Source organism: Nocardiopsis sp. CA-288880 (genome assembly GCF_050955985.1).
In the GTDB taxonomy this organism is placed as follows: Bacteria; Actinomycetota; Actinomycetes; order Streptosporangiales; family Streptosporangiaceae; genus Nocardiopsis; species Nocardiopsis tropica.
On record NZ_CP192105.1, the window covers coordinates 5,218,269 to 5,233,853 of the forward strand.

The 15,585-nt window shown below is 76.5% G+C and carries 11 protein-coding genes; 4 read left to right on the top strand and 7 right to left on the bottom strand.

The genetic code is table 11. From position 1 onward, the window contains the following. Window positions 1-120 precede the first annotated feature (120 nt). The 3 genes from ACQPYD_RS22785 to mug all read left to right on the top strand — a co-directional run bounded on the left by ACQPYD_RS22785 (window position 121) and on the right by mug (window position 3,373). On the top strand, window positions 121-1,170 hold the full coding sequence (locus ACQPYD_RS22785; protein ID WP_433697603.1) for an NAD(P)-dependent alcohol dehydrogenase: 1,050 nt from the start codon (window positions 121-123) through the stop codon (window positions 1,168-1,170). Window positions 1,171-1,718: 548 nt separating this feature from the next. Continuing rightward, window positions 1,719-2,504, top strand: coding sequence for an SDR family oxidoreductase (locus ACQPYD_RS22790; protein WP_433697604.1), 786 nt, complete (start codon window positions 1,719-1,721; stop codon window positions 2,502-2,504). A gap of 323 nt (window positions 2,505-2,827) precedes the next feature. Next, window positions 2,828-3,373: a G/U mismatch-specific DNA glycosylase gene (mug, locus tag ACQPYD_RS22795; RefSeq protein WP_355014547.1), complete on the top strand. Its 546-nt coding sequence runs from the start codon at window positions 2,828-2,830 to the stop codon at window positions 3,371-3,373. 159 nt (window positions 3,374-3,532) lie between these two features. On the opposite strand, the gene ACQPYD_RS22800 is transcribed toward mug, so the two are convergent. The 5 genes from ACQPYD_RS22800 to ACQPYD_RS22820 are packed head-to-tail and all read right to left on the bottom strand — an operon-like array spanning window position 3,533 to window position 9,225. Continuing rightward, the gene (locus tag ACQPYD_RS22800; protein WP_433702106.1) at window positions 3,533-4,276 is read right to left on the bottom strand and encodes a DUF1295 domain-containing protein; all 744 of its coding nucleotides are present in this window, start codon (window positions 4,274-4,276) and stop codon (window positions 3,533-3,535) included. Window positions 4,277-4,332: 56 nt separating this feature from the next. Next, on the bottom strand, window positions 4,333-5,760 hold the full coding sequence (locus tag ACQPYD_RS22805) for a class I SAM-dependent methyltransferase (protein ID WP_433697605.1): 1,428 nt from the start codon (window positions 5,758-5,760) through the stop codon (window positions 4,333-4,335). Further along, window positions 5,757-7,022: a class I SAM-dependent methyltransferase gene (locus ACQPYD_RS22810; protein ID WP_433697606.1), complete on the bottom strand. Its 1,266-nt coding sequence runs from the start codon at window positions 7,020-7,022 to the stop codon at window positions 5,757-5,759. Before ACQPYD_RS22810 ends, ACQPYD_RS22805 begins: the two co-directional genes overlap by 4 nt. Further along, window positions 7,019-7,783 (bottom strand): DUF1365 domain-containing protein, encoded by a 765-nt coding sequence (locus tag ACQPYD_RS22815; RefSeq protein ID WP_433697607.1) that lies wholly within the window; start codon window positions 7,781-7,783, stop codon window positions 7,019-7,021. Before ACQPYD_RS22815 ends, ACQPYD_RS22810 begins: the two co-directional genes overlap by 4 nt. Continuing rightward, window positions 7,780-9,225 (bottom strand): NAD(P)/FAD-dependent oxidoreductase, encoded by a 1,446-nt coding sequence (locus ACQPYD_RS22820; protein ID WP_433697608.1) that lies wholly within the window; start codon window positions 9,223-9,225, stop codon window positions 7,780-7,782. The genes ACQPYD_RS22815 and ACQPYD_RS22820 overlap by 4 nt, the downstream gene beginning before the upstream one ends. Window positions 9,226-9,748: 523 nt before the next feature. On the opposite strand from ACQPYD_RS22820, the gene ACQPYD_RS22825 reads away from it, so the two are divergent. Next, on the top strand, window positions 9,749-11,227 hold the full coding sequence (locus tag ACQPYD_RS22825) for a bifunctional phosphatase PAP2/diacylglycerol kinase family protein (RefSeq protein ID WP_433697609.1): 1,479 nt from the start codon (window positions 9,749-9,751) through the stop codon (window positions 11,225-11,227). A gap of 27 nt (window positions 11,228-11,254) precedes the next feature. Here ACQPYD_RS22825 and ACQPYD_RS22830 read toward each other — a convergent pair whose 3' ends face one another. Further along, window positions 11,255-11,701: a hypothetical protein gene (locus tag ACQPYD_RS22830; protein WP_433697610.1), complete on the bottom strand. Its 447-nt coding sequence runs from the start codon at window positions 11,699-11,701 to the stop codon at window positions 11,255-11,257. A gap of 266 nt (window positions 11,702-11,967) precedes the next feature. Then, on the bottom strand, window positions 11,968-15,582 hold the full coding sequence (locus ACQPYD_RS22835; protein WP_433697611.1) for an OmpA family protein: 3,615 nt from the start codon (window positions 15,580-15,582) through the stop codon (window positions 11,968-11,970). Window positions 15,583-15,585 lie beyond the last annotated feature (3 nt).

The following is a 15,585-nucleotide window of genomic DNA, read 5'->3' on the forward strand; positions in this document are numbered from 1 at the left end:
TCGGGACGTTCATTGACAGACTTCCGCCAGCTGCGCTGATAGCGTCGAGCGGCCGACCGGACACGGAGAGTGCCGCACGTGCGCGCCGACGTGTCCCTGTGACAGTTGGGGGAGCGCCCTATGCGAGCCGTGGTCTTCGAGAACTACGAGCAGTTTCCGTCACTCACCGACGTCCCCAAGCCCTCTCCCGGTCCGGGGGAGGTCCTGCTCCGGGTCGCCGGCGCGGGCGCGTGCCACTCCGACGTGAGCGTCTACCGCCACTTCAAGGAGGGGCAGCCGGGGGCGCAGAGACCGCCGTTCGTCCTGGGCCACGAGAACGCCGGGTGGGTCGAGGAACTCGGCGACGGCGTGAGCGAGCGCGTGAAGGTCGGCGAGGCCTACCTGGCCTACGGCCCGATCGGCTGCGGCCACTGCCGCAAGTGCGCCAAGGGCCAGGACACCTACTGCGAGAACGTCGCGACCATGCCCTACATGGCGGTCGGTCTCGGCCGCGACGGCGGCATGGCCGAGTACGTGACCGTGCCCGAGCACCACCTCGTCCCGCTCGGCGACGCCGACCCGGTGGACGCGGCGCCGCTGTCCGACGCGGGGCTGACCCCGTACCACGCCGTCAAGCAGGCGCTGCCGCACCTGGAGGGCGGGGGCCGCCACGCCCTGGTCATCGGCCTGGGAGGGCTGGGGCAGATCGGCGTGCAGATCCTGCGCGCGCTGACCGGGGCCACCGTGATCGCGACCGACGTCAAGCCCGAGGCCCGGGCGCGGGCGGAGCAGAACGGGGCGATCACCGTCGGGGCGGGCGCCCGGCAGGCGGAGGAGATCCGCGAGATCACCGGCGGCCGGGGCGTGGACGCCGCCTTCGACTTCGTGGGCATCACCCCGACCATCGCGACGGCGGCGGACACGCTGGCCCAGGGCGGCCGGCTGACGGTCGTGGGCATCGCGGGCGGCACCCGCGAGTTCTCGTTCTTCACCACCCCCTACGAGTCCTACATCACCAACACCTACTGGGGCACGGTGGAGGACCTGTGGGAGGTCGTGGACATGTACCGGGCGGGGCAGATCCGTCCCGACGTGGAGCGGTTCGGCATGGAGGACGCCCTGGAGGCGTACCGGAAGCTGGAGGCGGGCGAGGTCTCCGGACGGGCCGTGGTGGTCCCGCACGGGGGCTGACCCGCCGGGCAGGGGGCGGGGCCGGGCGACCGCCCGGCCCCGCCCCCTGTGCTCAGGCCCCCGAAGCCCCGTGCTCCCCCACCGCCGTCCCGTTCCCGGGCGGGGCTCCGCCGTCCCGGGGGCGGCCGGGGGCGGCCCCGTCCGGTGGCCGGACGGCGGCGGCGCCACGCGTCGCGGCGGTCCCGGAGCGGTCCCGGAGCGGTCCCGTGGTTTTCCCGCGCCGGGGCCCCCACCGGGTCGGGCGCGGGGAGGGCGGACCGGGGTCCGTCCCGGCACCCCTCCCCCGCCGTCCGTGTGAGGGCCGCCCGACCCGCCCCGACCCGTCCGACCTGCCCGTATGCGCCCCCGCGGAGCGGCGGCCCGGCCCCGCCGCTCCGAAGGGCGCCCTCCCGGGCCGGAGTCGCGCCGCGTGCGCCGGGCGGCCCGGCCCTGCGGGCGGCGCTCCGGCGGTCCCGGCGGGGCCGTCCGGTGATCGGCCCCCGGTTTCACCGCGGGGGAGGTGTGCTGCCAGGATGCCGTCAGCACTGGTAGGAACCGTGAGGAGAGACATGGATCTGGGGATCGCGGGAAAGGTCGCTCTGGTCACCGCGGCCAGCTCCGGCCTGGGGAGGGCCATCGCCGTCGCGCTGGCCGCCGAGGGCGCGCACGTGGCCGTGACCGGCCGTGACAAGGAGCGCCTGGAGGCCACCGTCGCGGCGTGCGCCGGGCACGGCGTGTCCGCGCTGGCCGTGGAGTGGGACCTGGCCGACCACGGGGGCGCGGCCGGGGTCGTCGAAAGAGTGGCCGCCGAGCTCGGCCCGGTCGACATCCTGGTCAACAACACCGGCGGACCGCCGCCCACCCCCGCACTGGGCCAGCAGGCCGGGGTGTGGGAGGACATGTACGGGTCCATGGTCCTGCCCGTCATCCGGCTCACCGACGCCGTGGTCGGCGGCATGCGCGAGCGCGGCTGGGGCCGGATCATCACCAGCACCTCGTCCGGGCCGATCACGCCCATCCCGAACCTGGGCATCTCCAACACCCTGCGGGCCTCGCTGCACGCCTGGTCCAAGACGGTGTCCAACGAGGTGGCGGCGGACGGGGTGACCGTGAACGTCATCGTCCCCGGCCGGATCACCACGCCCCGCACGGACTCGCTGGACCGGGGCCGCGCCGAGCGCGAGGGCCGCCCGTTCGAGGAGGTGCGCAGCGAGTCGAGCGCCCAGATCCCCGCCGGGCGCTACGGCACCACGGAGGAGTACGGGGCGGTGGCCGCGTTCCTGGCGAGCCGCCAGGCCGCCTACGTCACCGGTTCGACGGTGCGGGTGGACGGCGGGCAGATCCCCTCGGTGTAGGTACTCCGCGAAGGCCGTTCCCGGACTTCGCCGGGGCCCGGGGCCCGGGGCGCGCCGCGTGCGCGCCCGCGGGCGCCGGTCCGGGCGGTGCCCCGGGGCGCGCCGCCGCACGGTGGCGCCGCGCCCCGGGGTGTGGACGCGGCGGCCCCGGGAAGGGGCACCGGCAGCGGCGCGGTTCCCCGCGCCGCCGGCCCCGGGCCACGGAAGGGGAGTCTATGGACCACGCGAGCGAACGGACCGGAGACGCACCGCCGGAGGCGGGGGCCCCGCGCCCGGCCGCGCGCGCCTCCTCCGGGAGGGCGCCCGGACCGAGCAGGGCCGAGCTGGAGGCGGCGCGCGGCAGAGTGGTCCCGGACGTGGTGAGGGACGGCCTCGACGTGCTCTTCTGCGGTATCAACCCCGGTCTGACCGCGGGCGCGGTCGGGCACCACTTCGCCAAGCCGGGCACGCGCTTCTGGCCCTCCCTGCACGGTTCCGGCTTCACCCCACGGCGGCTCCGGCCCGACGAGGAGGAGGAGTTCCTGGCCCTGGGCCTGGGGATCACCAACTTCGTGGAGCGGGCCACGGCCCAGGCGGAGGAGCTGGGCCGGGAGGAGATCGTCGAGGGCGGGAAGAGGCTCCGGGCCAAGGTCCTGCGTCGGCGGCCCCGGTGGCTGGCCGTCCTGGGGATCACCGCCTACCGGGAGGCCTTCGGCGACCGCCGCGCGGCGGTGGGGCCCCAGGACATGTCGATCGGCGACACCCGGGTGTGGCTGCTGCCCAACCCCAGCGGCCGGAACGCGCACTGGCTGCTGGGGCCGCTCACCGAGGAGTTCGCCCGTCTGCGGCGCGCCGCCGGGCTCCCGGACCGGGCCTCCGGCGGGACCTGACGGACGCGGCGGGGCACGGCGCCTCGGCGCCGGGCCCCGGGTGCGGAGGGGCCCGCCACCGTCGAAGAGGCCCCGGCGCCCCCGCGCCGCCGGGACGCGGGGGCGAGGGCTCGGGCCGTCCCGGCGCACGCGGCCCCGGGACGGCCGCCGGCACGCGGCTCAGCGGGGCGGGCCGCCCTCCCGTTTCGGCGGCAGGGGGACGAACGCGCTGGTGCGCCGGGCGTAGTCGGCCCAGCCGGGCCGTCCCGCCATGTGCTCGTCCAGCAGGCGCTGTCCCGACCCGCGGGTGAGGAGGTAGGTCATCACCAGCGGCGCGGGCAGCGTGAGCAGCACCCACCACGAGCCGTCCAGGGCGACCAGGAACAGCCCCCACCACACGCAGGCGTCGCCGAAGTAGTTGGGGTGGCGCGTCCACGCCCACAGCCCCCGGTCCATGATCCGGCCCCGGTTGGCCGGGTCGCGCCTGAACCGGGCCAGCTGGGCGTCGCCGACCGACTCGAACACGAACCCCGCCAGCCACACGAGCACGCCGAGGGCGGCGAGCGGGCCGAGCGGGGCGGTGGTGTGCGCGGCCGCCTGGACCGGCAGGGCGACCAGCAGGACCAGGGCGCCCTGGAGGAGGTAGACGATCCGCAGGGCGTACAGGTGCGGGTTGCCGGGGGCCCGGGAGAGCAGGCGCTCGTAGCGCGGGTCCTCTCCCCCGCCCCGGCCCCGCCGTCCGATGTGGACGGCCAGGCGCACGCCCCACACGGCGGTGAGCCCGAACAGGAGCCGGGCACGGTCCGGGTCGCCGGTCGCGGTCAGGACACAGGCCGCCGCGACCAGGACGAACGCCGCCCCCCAGGCCGCGTCCACGACGCTGTGCCGCCCCGCGCGCAGGCCGACGGCGAAGGTCGCGAGCATGAGCGCGGCCACGGCCGCGGCGGAGACGGCCAGGGTGGGCAGGAGCGCGGCGGCGTTCACCGGTCGCCCCCGCAGGACTCCCCTGCCCCGGCCGTCCCACCGGAACCGGCGGGACGGCCGGCCCCCTGCGCGCGGGCGTGCCCGGAGGAGGACGGGGTGCGGTCGGGCCGTACGGCGAGGACCTGGTCCACGCCCATGCGCCCCTCCTCGAAGGCCAGCGCTCCCCCGGCCAGGTAGAGCCGCCACACGCGCGCCGACTCCGCGCCCGCCAGGTCCACCAGCTCCCCGTGGCGGCGCTCCAGCTCGGCGGACCAGGCGCGAGCGGTGCGCACGTAGTGCTCGCGCATGGCCCGCACGCCCCGCACCTCCAGCCCGGCGTCCTCCAGCAGGCCGACCGTCTCCCCGACCGGACGCATGTGCATGTCGGGGGCGATGTAGCGCTCGATGAACGGGCCTCCTCCCGGGTGCCTGCCGCGCCGGGACATCTGCTGCAGGAGCAGGCGCCCGCCGGGCCGCAGCCGCGCGCGCAGGGACCGGGCGAAGGACGCGTACCCGTCGCGCCCCACGTGCTCGCCCATCTCGATGGAGGCGACGGCGTCGAAGCCCGTGTCGTCGACGTCCCCGTAGTGCTGGAGCCGGACCTCGACCAGGCCGTCGAGCCCCTCCGCGCGGGCGCGGTCGGCGACGTGGTCGCGCTGGCGGGCGGACAGGGTGACGGCGGTGACCGCCGCCCCGTGGTGCCGGGCGGCGTACAGGGCGAGGGAGCCCCAGCCGCAGCCGACGTCGAGGAGGCGGTCGCCCTCGGACAGGCCGAGTTCGGAGCACACCAGGGCGAGTTTGTCCCGCTGGGCGTCGGCGAGGGTGTAGCCGGGGTCGTCGCTGGTCCAGTAGGCGCACGAGTAGGCCATGGACTCGTCCAGGAGGAGTTCGTAGAGGTCGTTGCCGGCGTCGTAGTGGTGGGCGATGGCGGCCGCGTCGCGTGCGCGCGAGTGGCGGCGCCCCCTCAGCGCGGCCTCGGAGGAGGGCGCGGGCGGGGGCGGGCCGACCACGCCCAGGGCCACGAGCGCGCGGGCCGCACGGGCGGCCTCCACCGGCCCGGGCAGGGAGGTCCCGTGGCGGGCGACGCTCGCCCAGGCGCGGCGCAGCCCGTCGGCGAGGTCGCCCTCGACGTCGAACGAGCCGGTGACGTAGGCGCGCGCGAGTCCGAGCTCGCCGGGGCGGGCCAGGACGTGGCGCACGGCGTCGCGGTCGCGCAGGACCACGCGCGGCGCGTCGGCGGGTCCGGCCTCGCTGCCGTCCCAGGCGCGCAGCCGGACGGGCATGACCCCGTTGAACAGGCCGGCGACGAGGGGCGCGAGGAAGTGGGCGGCGCCGCGCGGGGCGCAGGTCCCCGCCCCCGGTCCCCCCGCCGCACCGGGCGCCTGGGCGGTCGCCGCGGTCGTGCCGACGGGGCCGGTGGTCGCGGTGGTGGTATCGGTGGTCACCGGGCACGCTCCATGATGATCTGCTCGACGTCGATGATCCCGGACAGGAATCCGGCCTCGCAGTAGGCGAGGTAGAAGAACCACATGCGGCGGAAGGTGTCGTCGAAGCCGAGTTCGCGGACCCTGTCCGCCGCTCCGTCGAAGCTCTCCCGCCACACGCGCAGGGTGTCGGCGTAGTCGCGGCCGAAGGACAGCCGGTCGACGACCGCGAGGGAGGTGCGGGCCCGCAGCTGCTCCTGGACGGCGGTGACCGAGGGGATGAGCCCGCCGGGGAAGACGTACTTGTGCATCCAGGTGTAGGAGCCGCGCGAGGCCCGCATCATGCCGTGCTCCATGGTGATGCTCTGGAGGGCCACCCGGCCCCCGGGCCGGACCAGCCGGTCCAGGGCCGCGAAGTAGACCGGCCAGTAGCGTTCGCCGACGGCCTCGACCATCTCCACGCTGACGACGGCGTCGTGGACGCCCCGTACGTCGCGGTAGTCGCGCAGTTCGACCTCGACCAGGTCGGCGACCCCGGCGTCGGCGACGCGGGCGCGCGCCAGGTCGCGCTGTTCGGCGGAGAGGGTGACGGTGGTGACGCGGGCTCCCCGGCGGGCGGCCCGGATCGCGAGCTCGCCCCAGCCGGTGCCGATCTCCAGCAGGCGGGTGCCCGCGGTGACCCGGGCGCCGTCCAGCAGGCGGTCGATCTTGCGCTCCTGGGCCCGGGCGAGCGTCTTCCGGTCGCGCGGCTCGTCCCGGGCGAACAGGCCGGACGAGTAGGTCATCGTCCGGTCCAGGAAGACCGCGAACAGGTCGTTGGACAGGTCGTAGTGGTGGCTGATGTGGCGGCGCGCGCCCGCCCGGGTGTTGCGGTCCGAGGGGGGCCGCCGGGGGAGGGTGACGTGGCGCAGCGGCCGGAGGGGCCGCGGCACGAGGTTCGCGTAGTCCCCCGCCAGACGGGTGAGCAGGGCGACGGGGTCGGGCGAGTCCCACTCGCCCGCCATGTAGGACTCCCCGAAGCCGATGAGTCCGCCGGCGGCCAGGCGCCGGTGGAAGGCGTCCGGGTCGCGCAGCCACAGGACCGGGGCCCCGGAGCGGTCGCCCCGCGGCACCGGGCCGGGGTCCTCGGGCCCGGTGTGCACGCGGACGCCCGCTCGCGCGGCGGCGTACCCGGTGAGGGCACGGGCCGCGAGGGCGCGCAGGGGGGCGCCGGGGACCCGGGCCACGTCGGGCCATCTGCGGGCGTCCAGGGCCTGCGGCGTGTGGGGACTGGTCGTGGTCATGACCGTGCTGCCTTCCGTTCCTCTGTGCTGGGCGGCGGCCCGTCGGGGCGGGGCCGGACGGGCAGGCCGCGCAAGTGGAGTGCGATGCCCTGGACGCGGATGCGCAGGGCTCCGACCAGGGGTGCGAGGGGGTACCGCAGCGCCCGCAGGAGCAGGGACGCGGCGGTGGCGGGGCGCCGGACGCCGTGCACGGAGGCCGTGAAGGGGGGCCGGCCCTCGCGGTGCAGGGCGATGGTGAGGGCGAGGCGCTCGCCCGGTTCGGGGAGGCTGACGCGGTAGTGGCCGTCGACGTCGTTGAACGGCGACACGTACAGCGCCTTGCCGGTCCGCGCGCGGCCGCGCCCGTCCACCTCCAGGAGGTAGCGGTGGCGCCCGCCGTAGGTGTTGTGGACCTCGGCCACGACCCGGGCGAGGCCGCCGTCGCGGTGGTGGCACCAGTAGACGGTCAGGGGGTTGAACACGTGGCCGAGGACCCGGGCGTGGGCGAGCATGAGCACGCGCCCGCCCTCCAGGTCGACGCCGTGCTCGGCGAGGTAGCCGTCGATGTCCGCGCGCGGCGGGCCCGCGGAGGCGCCCCCGGCCGGTCCGTGGTCGGCGGCGCGGAACCCGGCCAGGAGGCGCAGCGGCAGCGGCGGGCGCGGCAGGTCGTCCAGGTCGACCAGCCAGTAGTAGGTGCGGTGGGCGAAGGCGTTGCGCACGGGTTCGACGCGCACGTGGCGCACGGTCGCCTCGTACAGGGCGGGCGCGGGTGCGGGCCTCACCAGAGGGTCCCCAGGGAGGCGGCGGCCCGGACGCCCGACGCGCACCCGTCCTCGTGGAAGCCCCAGCCGTGGTGGGCGCCGGCGAACGCGACCACGCCGTCGTCGAGTTCCGGCAGGCGGCGCTGCGCGGCCAGGGCAGCGGGCGTGTAGACGGGGTGGGCGTAGTCGGCGGCGGCCACGACCCGGGCGGGGTCGACCCTGTCGGTCCCGTTGAGGGTGACCACGTACTGGTCGGCGGCGTCCAGGCCCTGGAGCCGGTTCATGTGGTAGCTGACCCGCACGGGGTCCCGGTCGGGTTCGCAGGAGGCGAGCCGGTGGTTCCAGCTGGCCCAGGCGGAGCGGTCGCGGGGCAGCACGGAGGTGTCGGTGTGCAGCAGGGTCGGGTTGCGGGAGTAGCCGAAGGCCCCCAGGACCTCGCGCTCGGCGTCGGTGGGGCGTTCGAGCAGGGCGAGGGCCTGGTCGGCGTGGGTGGCGACGACCGCCGCGTCGAAGTCGAGGGTGTCGGTGGGGGTGCGCAGGCGCACCCCGTCGGCGGTACGGGCCAGGGAGCGGACGGGGCTGCCGGTGCGCACCGCGTGCAGGTTCCCGGCGATGCGCTCGACGTAGGAGCCGGAGCCGCCCACGACGGTGCGCCAGCGGGGCGAGCCCCACACGCCGAGCATCCCGTGGTTGGCGAGGAAGGCGAAGAGGTAGCGGGCGGGGTAGTCGGTGGCGGCGCCGGGCGGGCACGACCAGACCGCCGAGACCAGGGGGAGGAGGAAGTGGGCCGTCATGTACGGGCTGAACCCGTGTCGGCGGACGAACTCGCCGAGCGTGGGCCCGTCCGTGCCCGGCCGTGCCCCGCGCGGGAGCGTGCCGGGGCCCGCCCCGGCGGAGGGGGCCCGGCGGCCCGCCGGGCGGCGGACCCCGCGTGTGCCCCGCCCTGCCCCTCGCACGCGCGCCCCGGCGGCCCCGCCGCCGCGCGGGGCCCCCTCCCCCGCGGCGTCCGCCCCGTCCGGGGCGGACGCCAGCAGGCCCCGGGCTGCCCGGTGGAAGCGGGGGATCTCGGCGAGCATCCGCAGGTAGGCGGGGCTGCGCCGGGAGCGGTTGGGCAGCATGGCGCGCAGCCCGCGCGCGCCCGCGTACTCCAGGCCGCAGCCGTCGCAGCTGACCGACATGCTCATCTCGGTGGGCTGCGTGCGCACGCCGAGTTCGTCGAACAGGCGCAGCAGGCGGGGGTAGGTCCGGCGGTTGTGCACGATGAAGCCGCTGTCGACCCGGAGCTCCCCGCCGCCCGCGTCGGCCACCCGGTGGGTGTGGGCGTGCCCGCCCAGGCGGTCGTCGGCCTCCAGCAGGGTGACGTCGTCGTCCCGGTTCAGGATGTGCGCGGCCGTCAGTCCGGAGACCCCCGACCCGATGACGGCGACGCGGCGCCGCCGGAGGGTGTGCTGCCCTGTGCCCATGCGTCCTCACTCACGTGTGCGATGTGGTGTGGGTGATTCGGTGCCGACGGGACCGCGGATTGGTCCGGATGGCGATGAATGGGGGCGGGGCGCGGCCGGGGACGGCAGGCCCGGCACGGGCACGGTCGGGGCGGGGAACGGGCGCCCCGGGCCGCGCGTGCGGCACGGTCGGGGCGAGGGGCGCGTGCCCGGAGGGAGCCCGGCCGGACCGCTGTCGCGCAGGACGGGCCGCGTCGGCCGCCCCCGGTGGGAAGCCCGCGGGGCGCGCACCGGGTGGCGCGGGGCCGACCCCCGGTAGGGCACCGGCCGGTCGGACCCCCGTGAGACGGGACACCTCCGGCCGGGGTTCCCCGCGCCGACCGGCGGGGGCGGAACCGGTGCGCGGGCGGTCCGCGCCCCCGGCCACCACGGCGTCCTCCCGACCGCGGGGACGCCGGGCCCGGCCCCGCGCGGCCCCTCTCCGCGGTCGGACGCCGGGCGCGCCCTTATGGACATCTCACCCCTCGCACACCACTCTGGGGCCATGAGGCTTCTGAGGCGTCTACAGACGACGGACAAGAGGATCTACGACCGGGTGACCGGGATGGGGATGCCGCTCCTGGACCCGTACACGCCCAAGTTCGTCCAGGCCACCGACAACATGGCCCCCTGGTTCGTGATATCGGCGACCCTGGCGGTCAGCGGCGGGCCGCGCCTGCGGCGCACGGCGCTGCGGGCGATCATCGCCGCCGGGACCGCCAACGGGGTCTCCGCCGTGGTCAAGCAGCTCACCAGGAGGATCCGCCCGGACAACTCCGCGGTGCCGAAGGCGCGCGCGCCCTACAAGCACTACGGCAGCTCGTCGTTCCCGTCCGGGCACACCGCGGCAGCTGTCGCGTTCGCGGGCGGGATCATGGCGGACGCGCCCCGGCCCCTGTCGGCGCTGGCCGCGCTCCTCGCGAGCGGGGTGGCGTTCTCCCGCGTGCACAGCGGCGTCCACTACCCGGGGGACGTCCTGGGCGGGATAGCCATCGGCACGGGCGCGGCGGTGCTGGCGCGCAAGATGCTCCCGGCCCGGCCCGAACTGGTCTTCGGCGCCCACGCGGTGGCCGACGGCGTGGCGGACGTGGACTCCGAGGGCTCCGGGACGACCGTGGTGGTCAACCCGCGCTCCGCCACGGGCGCGGTGCCCGGGCTGAGCAGCTCCGACGTCACCAGCCGGGTCGCCCGGGCCCTGCCCAAGGCGCGGATCATCCCGATGTCGGCGGACGACGACGTCCCCGCCGTCCTGGACGAGGCCGCGCGGACCTCGGACGTCCTGGCGATCGCGGGGGGCGACGGCACGGTCAACGCCGCGGCCAAGGCGGCGCTCGACCACGGGCGCCCGCTGCTGGTGCTCCCGACCGGCACCCTCAACAACTTCGCCCGCACCCTGGGACTGACGTCGGTCGACATCGCGTTGCGGGCCTTCTCCGACGGGCGGCTGGCCCGGGTGGACGTGGGCGAGGTGGACGGGAGGATCTTCCTCAACACCGCGTCGTTCGGCTCCTACCCGCGCATGGTGGAGCGGCGGGACGCGTGGGCCGGACGGATCGGCAAGTGGCCCGCGTTCGCGCTGGCCCTGTGGCAGGACCTGTGGGAGGTGGACCCGACCCCGGCGCTCGTGGACGGACGCCGGACCCTGGTGTGGTGGGCGTTCGTGGGCAACGGGCGCTACCGCACGCACGCCCGCGTGCCCGCCCTGCGCGAGCGGCTGGACGACGGGTGCCTGGACGTGCGGGTGCTCAGCGCGCGGGAGCCGTTCCCCCGTCTGCGCGCCCTCGCGGACGTCCTCCTCGGAGAGATCACGCAGCGCGACGGCTACGTGGAGCGGCTGACCACCGGACTCACCCTGTCGATCCCCTCCGAGCCGAGGCTGCTCGCCGTGGACGGCGAGGTGCTGGAGGGCTCGGAGAACGTCCGTTTCACCAAGCGGCCGGGGGCACTGCGGGTGTTCGTACCCTCAGTGGGCTCCGGGGCCTGACCGGGCCCCGCCCCGGGGGCGGCCCCGTCAGCGGCGACGGCGGGAGCCGCACCGGTCGGCCTCGGAGTCGCAGTCCAGGAGCAGGCTCAGCCCTGCGCCCAGGAGCCAGGAGTCCTTGGCCAGGGGGAGCCCGTCCTGCGTGGGGCGCAGGCTCTGGGGACGGCGCATGCCCGGGGTGCGCAGGTACAGGCCGAGGAGGGACGCCCCGAACGCCGTGAGGCCGGCGCCCGCGAGGCGGCTGGGCACGACCGGCAGGAGCAGGGCGGCGCCCAGGGCGATCTCCCCGGCGGACAGCAGCCGCACGAACGTGTTGGGATCCACCTTGCTCAGGAAGGGGTAGGTCCCGACCGCCATGCCGTGCATGCCCTCGGCCGCCTCCCCCTCGACGCCGCGCTTGTCCAGCCCGGAGTTGAGGATGAACGCCCCCGTGATGATCCGGAGGGGCAGGTCGCGCGTCTTGAAGGGCAGCTGCATGGTCTCTCCGTGCTTGGTGGGACGAGTTACCTTCAGTCACGAAAATGCTACCCATCGCCGGACGCGGTGGCGGGGACGACCCGCCGGGGCGCGGGACCCGCGCCTGTCGGCCCGGCGGGCCCGCCGGGCCGGGGTGTCCGTGCGAGCGGCCCCGTGCCGCCGCCCCGAGGGGCCGGTGAAGGGGCGCGGCCGGAGCCGCGCACACCGGTCCCGCCGTGTGCGGAGCCGGCTCCGGCCGTCCACTCCGTGAGGCCCGGGCCCCGGGGTCAGGAGTTCTCCCGGGGGCGCCAGCTCCTTCCGCGTCCCGCCTTCTTGGGCTTGCGGAGCAGGGGCCGGGACGACTTGCCCTCGTCCGGCTCCCCGCCCTCGGCGTCCGTCGCCGGGTTCTCGGCGCCGGCTCCGGCACGGGCGGTGGCGTTCTTGCGCTCCGCCCTCTTCAGCCTCTCCAGGCGCTCCGCCCTGCTGGTGACGCCGTCGGCACGGGCCGTCCCGGACTTCGCCGCGCGCTGGGCGCGGGCGAGCGCCCGTTCGGGACGCGCGGGCTGCTCGGGGGCGGCGGGCGGCTCGGACCGCCTGACCTGGGCGGTCTGTGCAGCCGGGGCAGCCGGGGTGGACGCGCCCCCATCGGGCCTCGGACGGCGGGACCGGACGGCGCGTTTGGCGGCCTTGCGGAGGGGCGCGGGTTCCTCCTCGGGGGCCTGCTCCTGCCGGGGAGGCGCCGTGTGCTTCTTCTGGGCGGGGCGCTCCGCGCGGGCGGGGGAGGCGACCACCGACGGGACCGTGCCCGTGCTCGGACGCCCGGGAGCGGGCCGCGCGGCGACGGGCTCCTCGGAGGGGGTGGACTGCGCGGGCGCGCCCCCCTGGGGCGCGGCGGGCTCGGGGACGCTCTCCTCGGCCGCACGCTCCCGGGACGCGCTGCCCCCGGACGGGGACAGCTCGGAGGCGAACTGCTCGGCGGAGGGCCGTCGGGGTTCGGCCGCCACGGGAGCGGGCTCCTCCGCAGTGGACGCTTCCGGCGCGCGCTGAGCGGACACCGGTTCCCCGGGGGCGGCCTCCCGCTGAACGGGTTCGGAGGTGACGGGCCCGGCAGCCGGGGACGGTTCCGCCACGGCCTCCGGGGACACCGGAGCCTCCGGAACCGCCTGAGCGGAACCGGACGGCTCGGGGGCAGCCTCCTCCTCCGCGGACGGGGGCGCGGCGGAGCGGTCCGCCCCGGCGGCCGGGGACGCGATGTCCGTCCGTGCGGCGTCCGCGTGCCCGGACACGGCCGGTTCCGGAACGGTCGACTCGGCCACGGCCGGTTCCGGAACGGTCGGCTCGGACGCGGCCTTACGGGCTTCCGGCTCCTCGGACACCGGCGGCACGGCGGCGGTCGGCCCGGGGACCGCCTCCGCGGGGACGGACAGCTCGGACGGGACCGGTCGCGCCGCGGTCTCCTCGGCGGCGGAACGATCCGACCGGACGCCCGGCTGCGCGGCGTCCGCCGACACGGCTCCGCCCCGCTCCGCATCGGTCAACGCGGTCTCGGACCACCTGGCGGCGGACGGCTCGGGCACCGCCTCCGCGGGAGCGGAGACCTCGGACAGGGGCGGTCGCGCCGCGGTCTCCTCGGCGGCAGAACGATCCGACCGGGCGGTGTTCGCCGGCACGGCCTCGTGCCGCGCCTCGTCCGTCACCGGGGTCTCGTACCACGCGGCGGCGGACGGCTCGGACACGGACGGGACGGCGTCGGCCTGCTCGGTCCCGGTCCGTGCGGTGTCGGCCTTCCTGGCCGCACGCGTCTCGCCCTCCCAGAAGTCGGTGTTCCAGACGTCGACGTCCCAGAACCCCTCCTCCGCGACATCGGCCTCCTTGGCCCTCCTGGTCTTCGCCGCCTTCGCGGCTTTTCCAGCCTTGCGGTCCGCCTTCTCACGCACGGCCGTCCCGGTCGACTCCGGCGTGCCGACCGACTCGACCGACTCCACCGTCTCGGTCGGCTCGGTCAGCTCAACCGCCTGGGCCGTCGCGACAGTCTCGGCGGACTCGGTCACCTCAGCCGTCTCGGCCGCCTCAGCCGTCTCGACGGACTCGGCCGACGCGGAGACAGCCTGCTCCCCCAGTGCCCCGAGGAACGGCTCCGCGAAGGAGCCGGCCTCCTCCACCGTCTCCGCCGGGGCGGCCTCCTGGCTCTGCACGCGCTCCTCGGTCTCCTCCACGGCGGGCGAGGAGTGGCGGTAGGCACGGACGGCGTCCATGACCTCCTCGGCGGTCGCACCGGGCCAGGAGCAGTGGAAGACCGGGTTGAGCGGCGGACTGGTCTCGGTGATGAGGCCGTCCTCCTCGATGACGCAGCTGCCGCCGAGCGGCCAGCGGCCCAGGATCACGGCCGTGATGCCCTGGTGCTGGCCGTGCAGCAGCAGGCCCGACAGCGCGGTCTCGTGCTCGGAACCGGGCGCGGTCACCAGGGCCAGGGGGCTGGCTGGCCGCGGTTCCCGGTCCTCGGCGATCCGGTGCAGCTCGTGCTGGAGGACGCTCAGTGCCTCCTCCATCGTGCCGACCATCCGCACGGGCTCGCAGGGGTGCGCGCGCAGCAGGTCGCGGCCCCGATCGCCCACCAGCCGGGCGGCGTCGTCCTCGGTGAGCAGCACGCGCACGGAGTTGTGGTCGAGGCGGTCGAGCGCGTTGACGATGAGGCGCCGGGCGGCCCCGGCGGCGCCCGGACCGGTGATCCCGAGACCGGGCACGTGGTCGAGTTCCACCGTCACGCGCTCGTCGATGTCCTCCCCGGGGGTGGGCCTGGGAGGGCCGGCGGTCAGGGCCAGGCGGCGGGACGCCCTCGGCAGGCGGGGCAGGCTCAGGTTCACGCTGGGCATGCGGACGCCGCGCTTGCCCAGCAGGTATCCCCCGGCCAGGCCGGCGAACGCCACGGCACCGGTGACGGCGCCGTCGGGGATCTCCACGACCAGCACCTCGCGGCCGTCCTCGGCGGCGGCCTCGGCAGCGGCGGCGGCCGCCGCCTCCACCGGGTCGTCCTCCTCGGCGGCGTCAGCGGCTTCCCCTGCCCCGGCAGCGGCGGCAGGCTCCTCGGCCTCGGCCGCCGCCATCACACGGGACTGGAGGGAGGTCGGCTGCGGGACGACGGTGTAGGTGACCTCGGCCCTGCGCTGGGCGGCGGCGCCGCCCTCGCGTGGCTGCTCGGAGCCGACGCCGTCCACCGTCATCTCCGGGGCGTCCTCGCCCAAGGCCTCGTCGAGGTGGTCGGCGACCGCCTGGGCCCGGCGCTCGGACAGCTCCTGGTTCGCCTGGACTGTCCCGGTGGGATCGGTGTGACCGGTGATGCGCACGGGCGTCTCGGTGTCGCCGTAGGAGTCGATCATGTCCACGACGGGCGCGAGGTCGTCACGCATCTGCTCGGTGAGCTCGGCCGAGCCGACACCGAAGCCGGAGACGGTGCGCACCCTCTCGACGGGCTGCGCGGACGGGGCCTCCTCGGGGGCGGACGGCGCGTCGCCGTCCTGCTCCCCGTCCGCCTCGTGGTCGTCCTGTGTGGTGACCGCGTCGGCGAAAGCCGTGGCCGGGGCGAGCGCCACGGTGCCCACGGCGGCTGCGGCCACCACTTGGAGCGGCCCCAGGGGGCGCAGCCTCCGTGGAAGGCCGCGCAGGCGGGCCACGGTCTCCACGGCCAGCCCGGCCGTGTACAGGCCCCACAGTGCCCAGAGCACGCTGATGAGCAGTGCGGTGAACACACCCGGCGGCAGACGCCAGCCGCGCAGGTGGGCCGCGGCCACGGCCCAGGAGTCCGGCAGCTCCGGCCAGGGCAGGTGCCACAGGAGCAGGTAGGGGATGCCGAGCAGGATCGCCGCTGCGAGCAGGAGTGCGCTCAGCCGTCGGATCTGGGACATGTC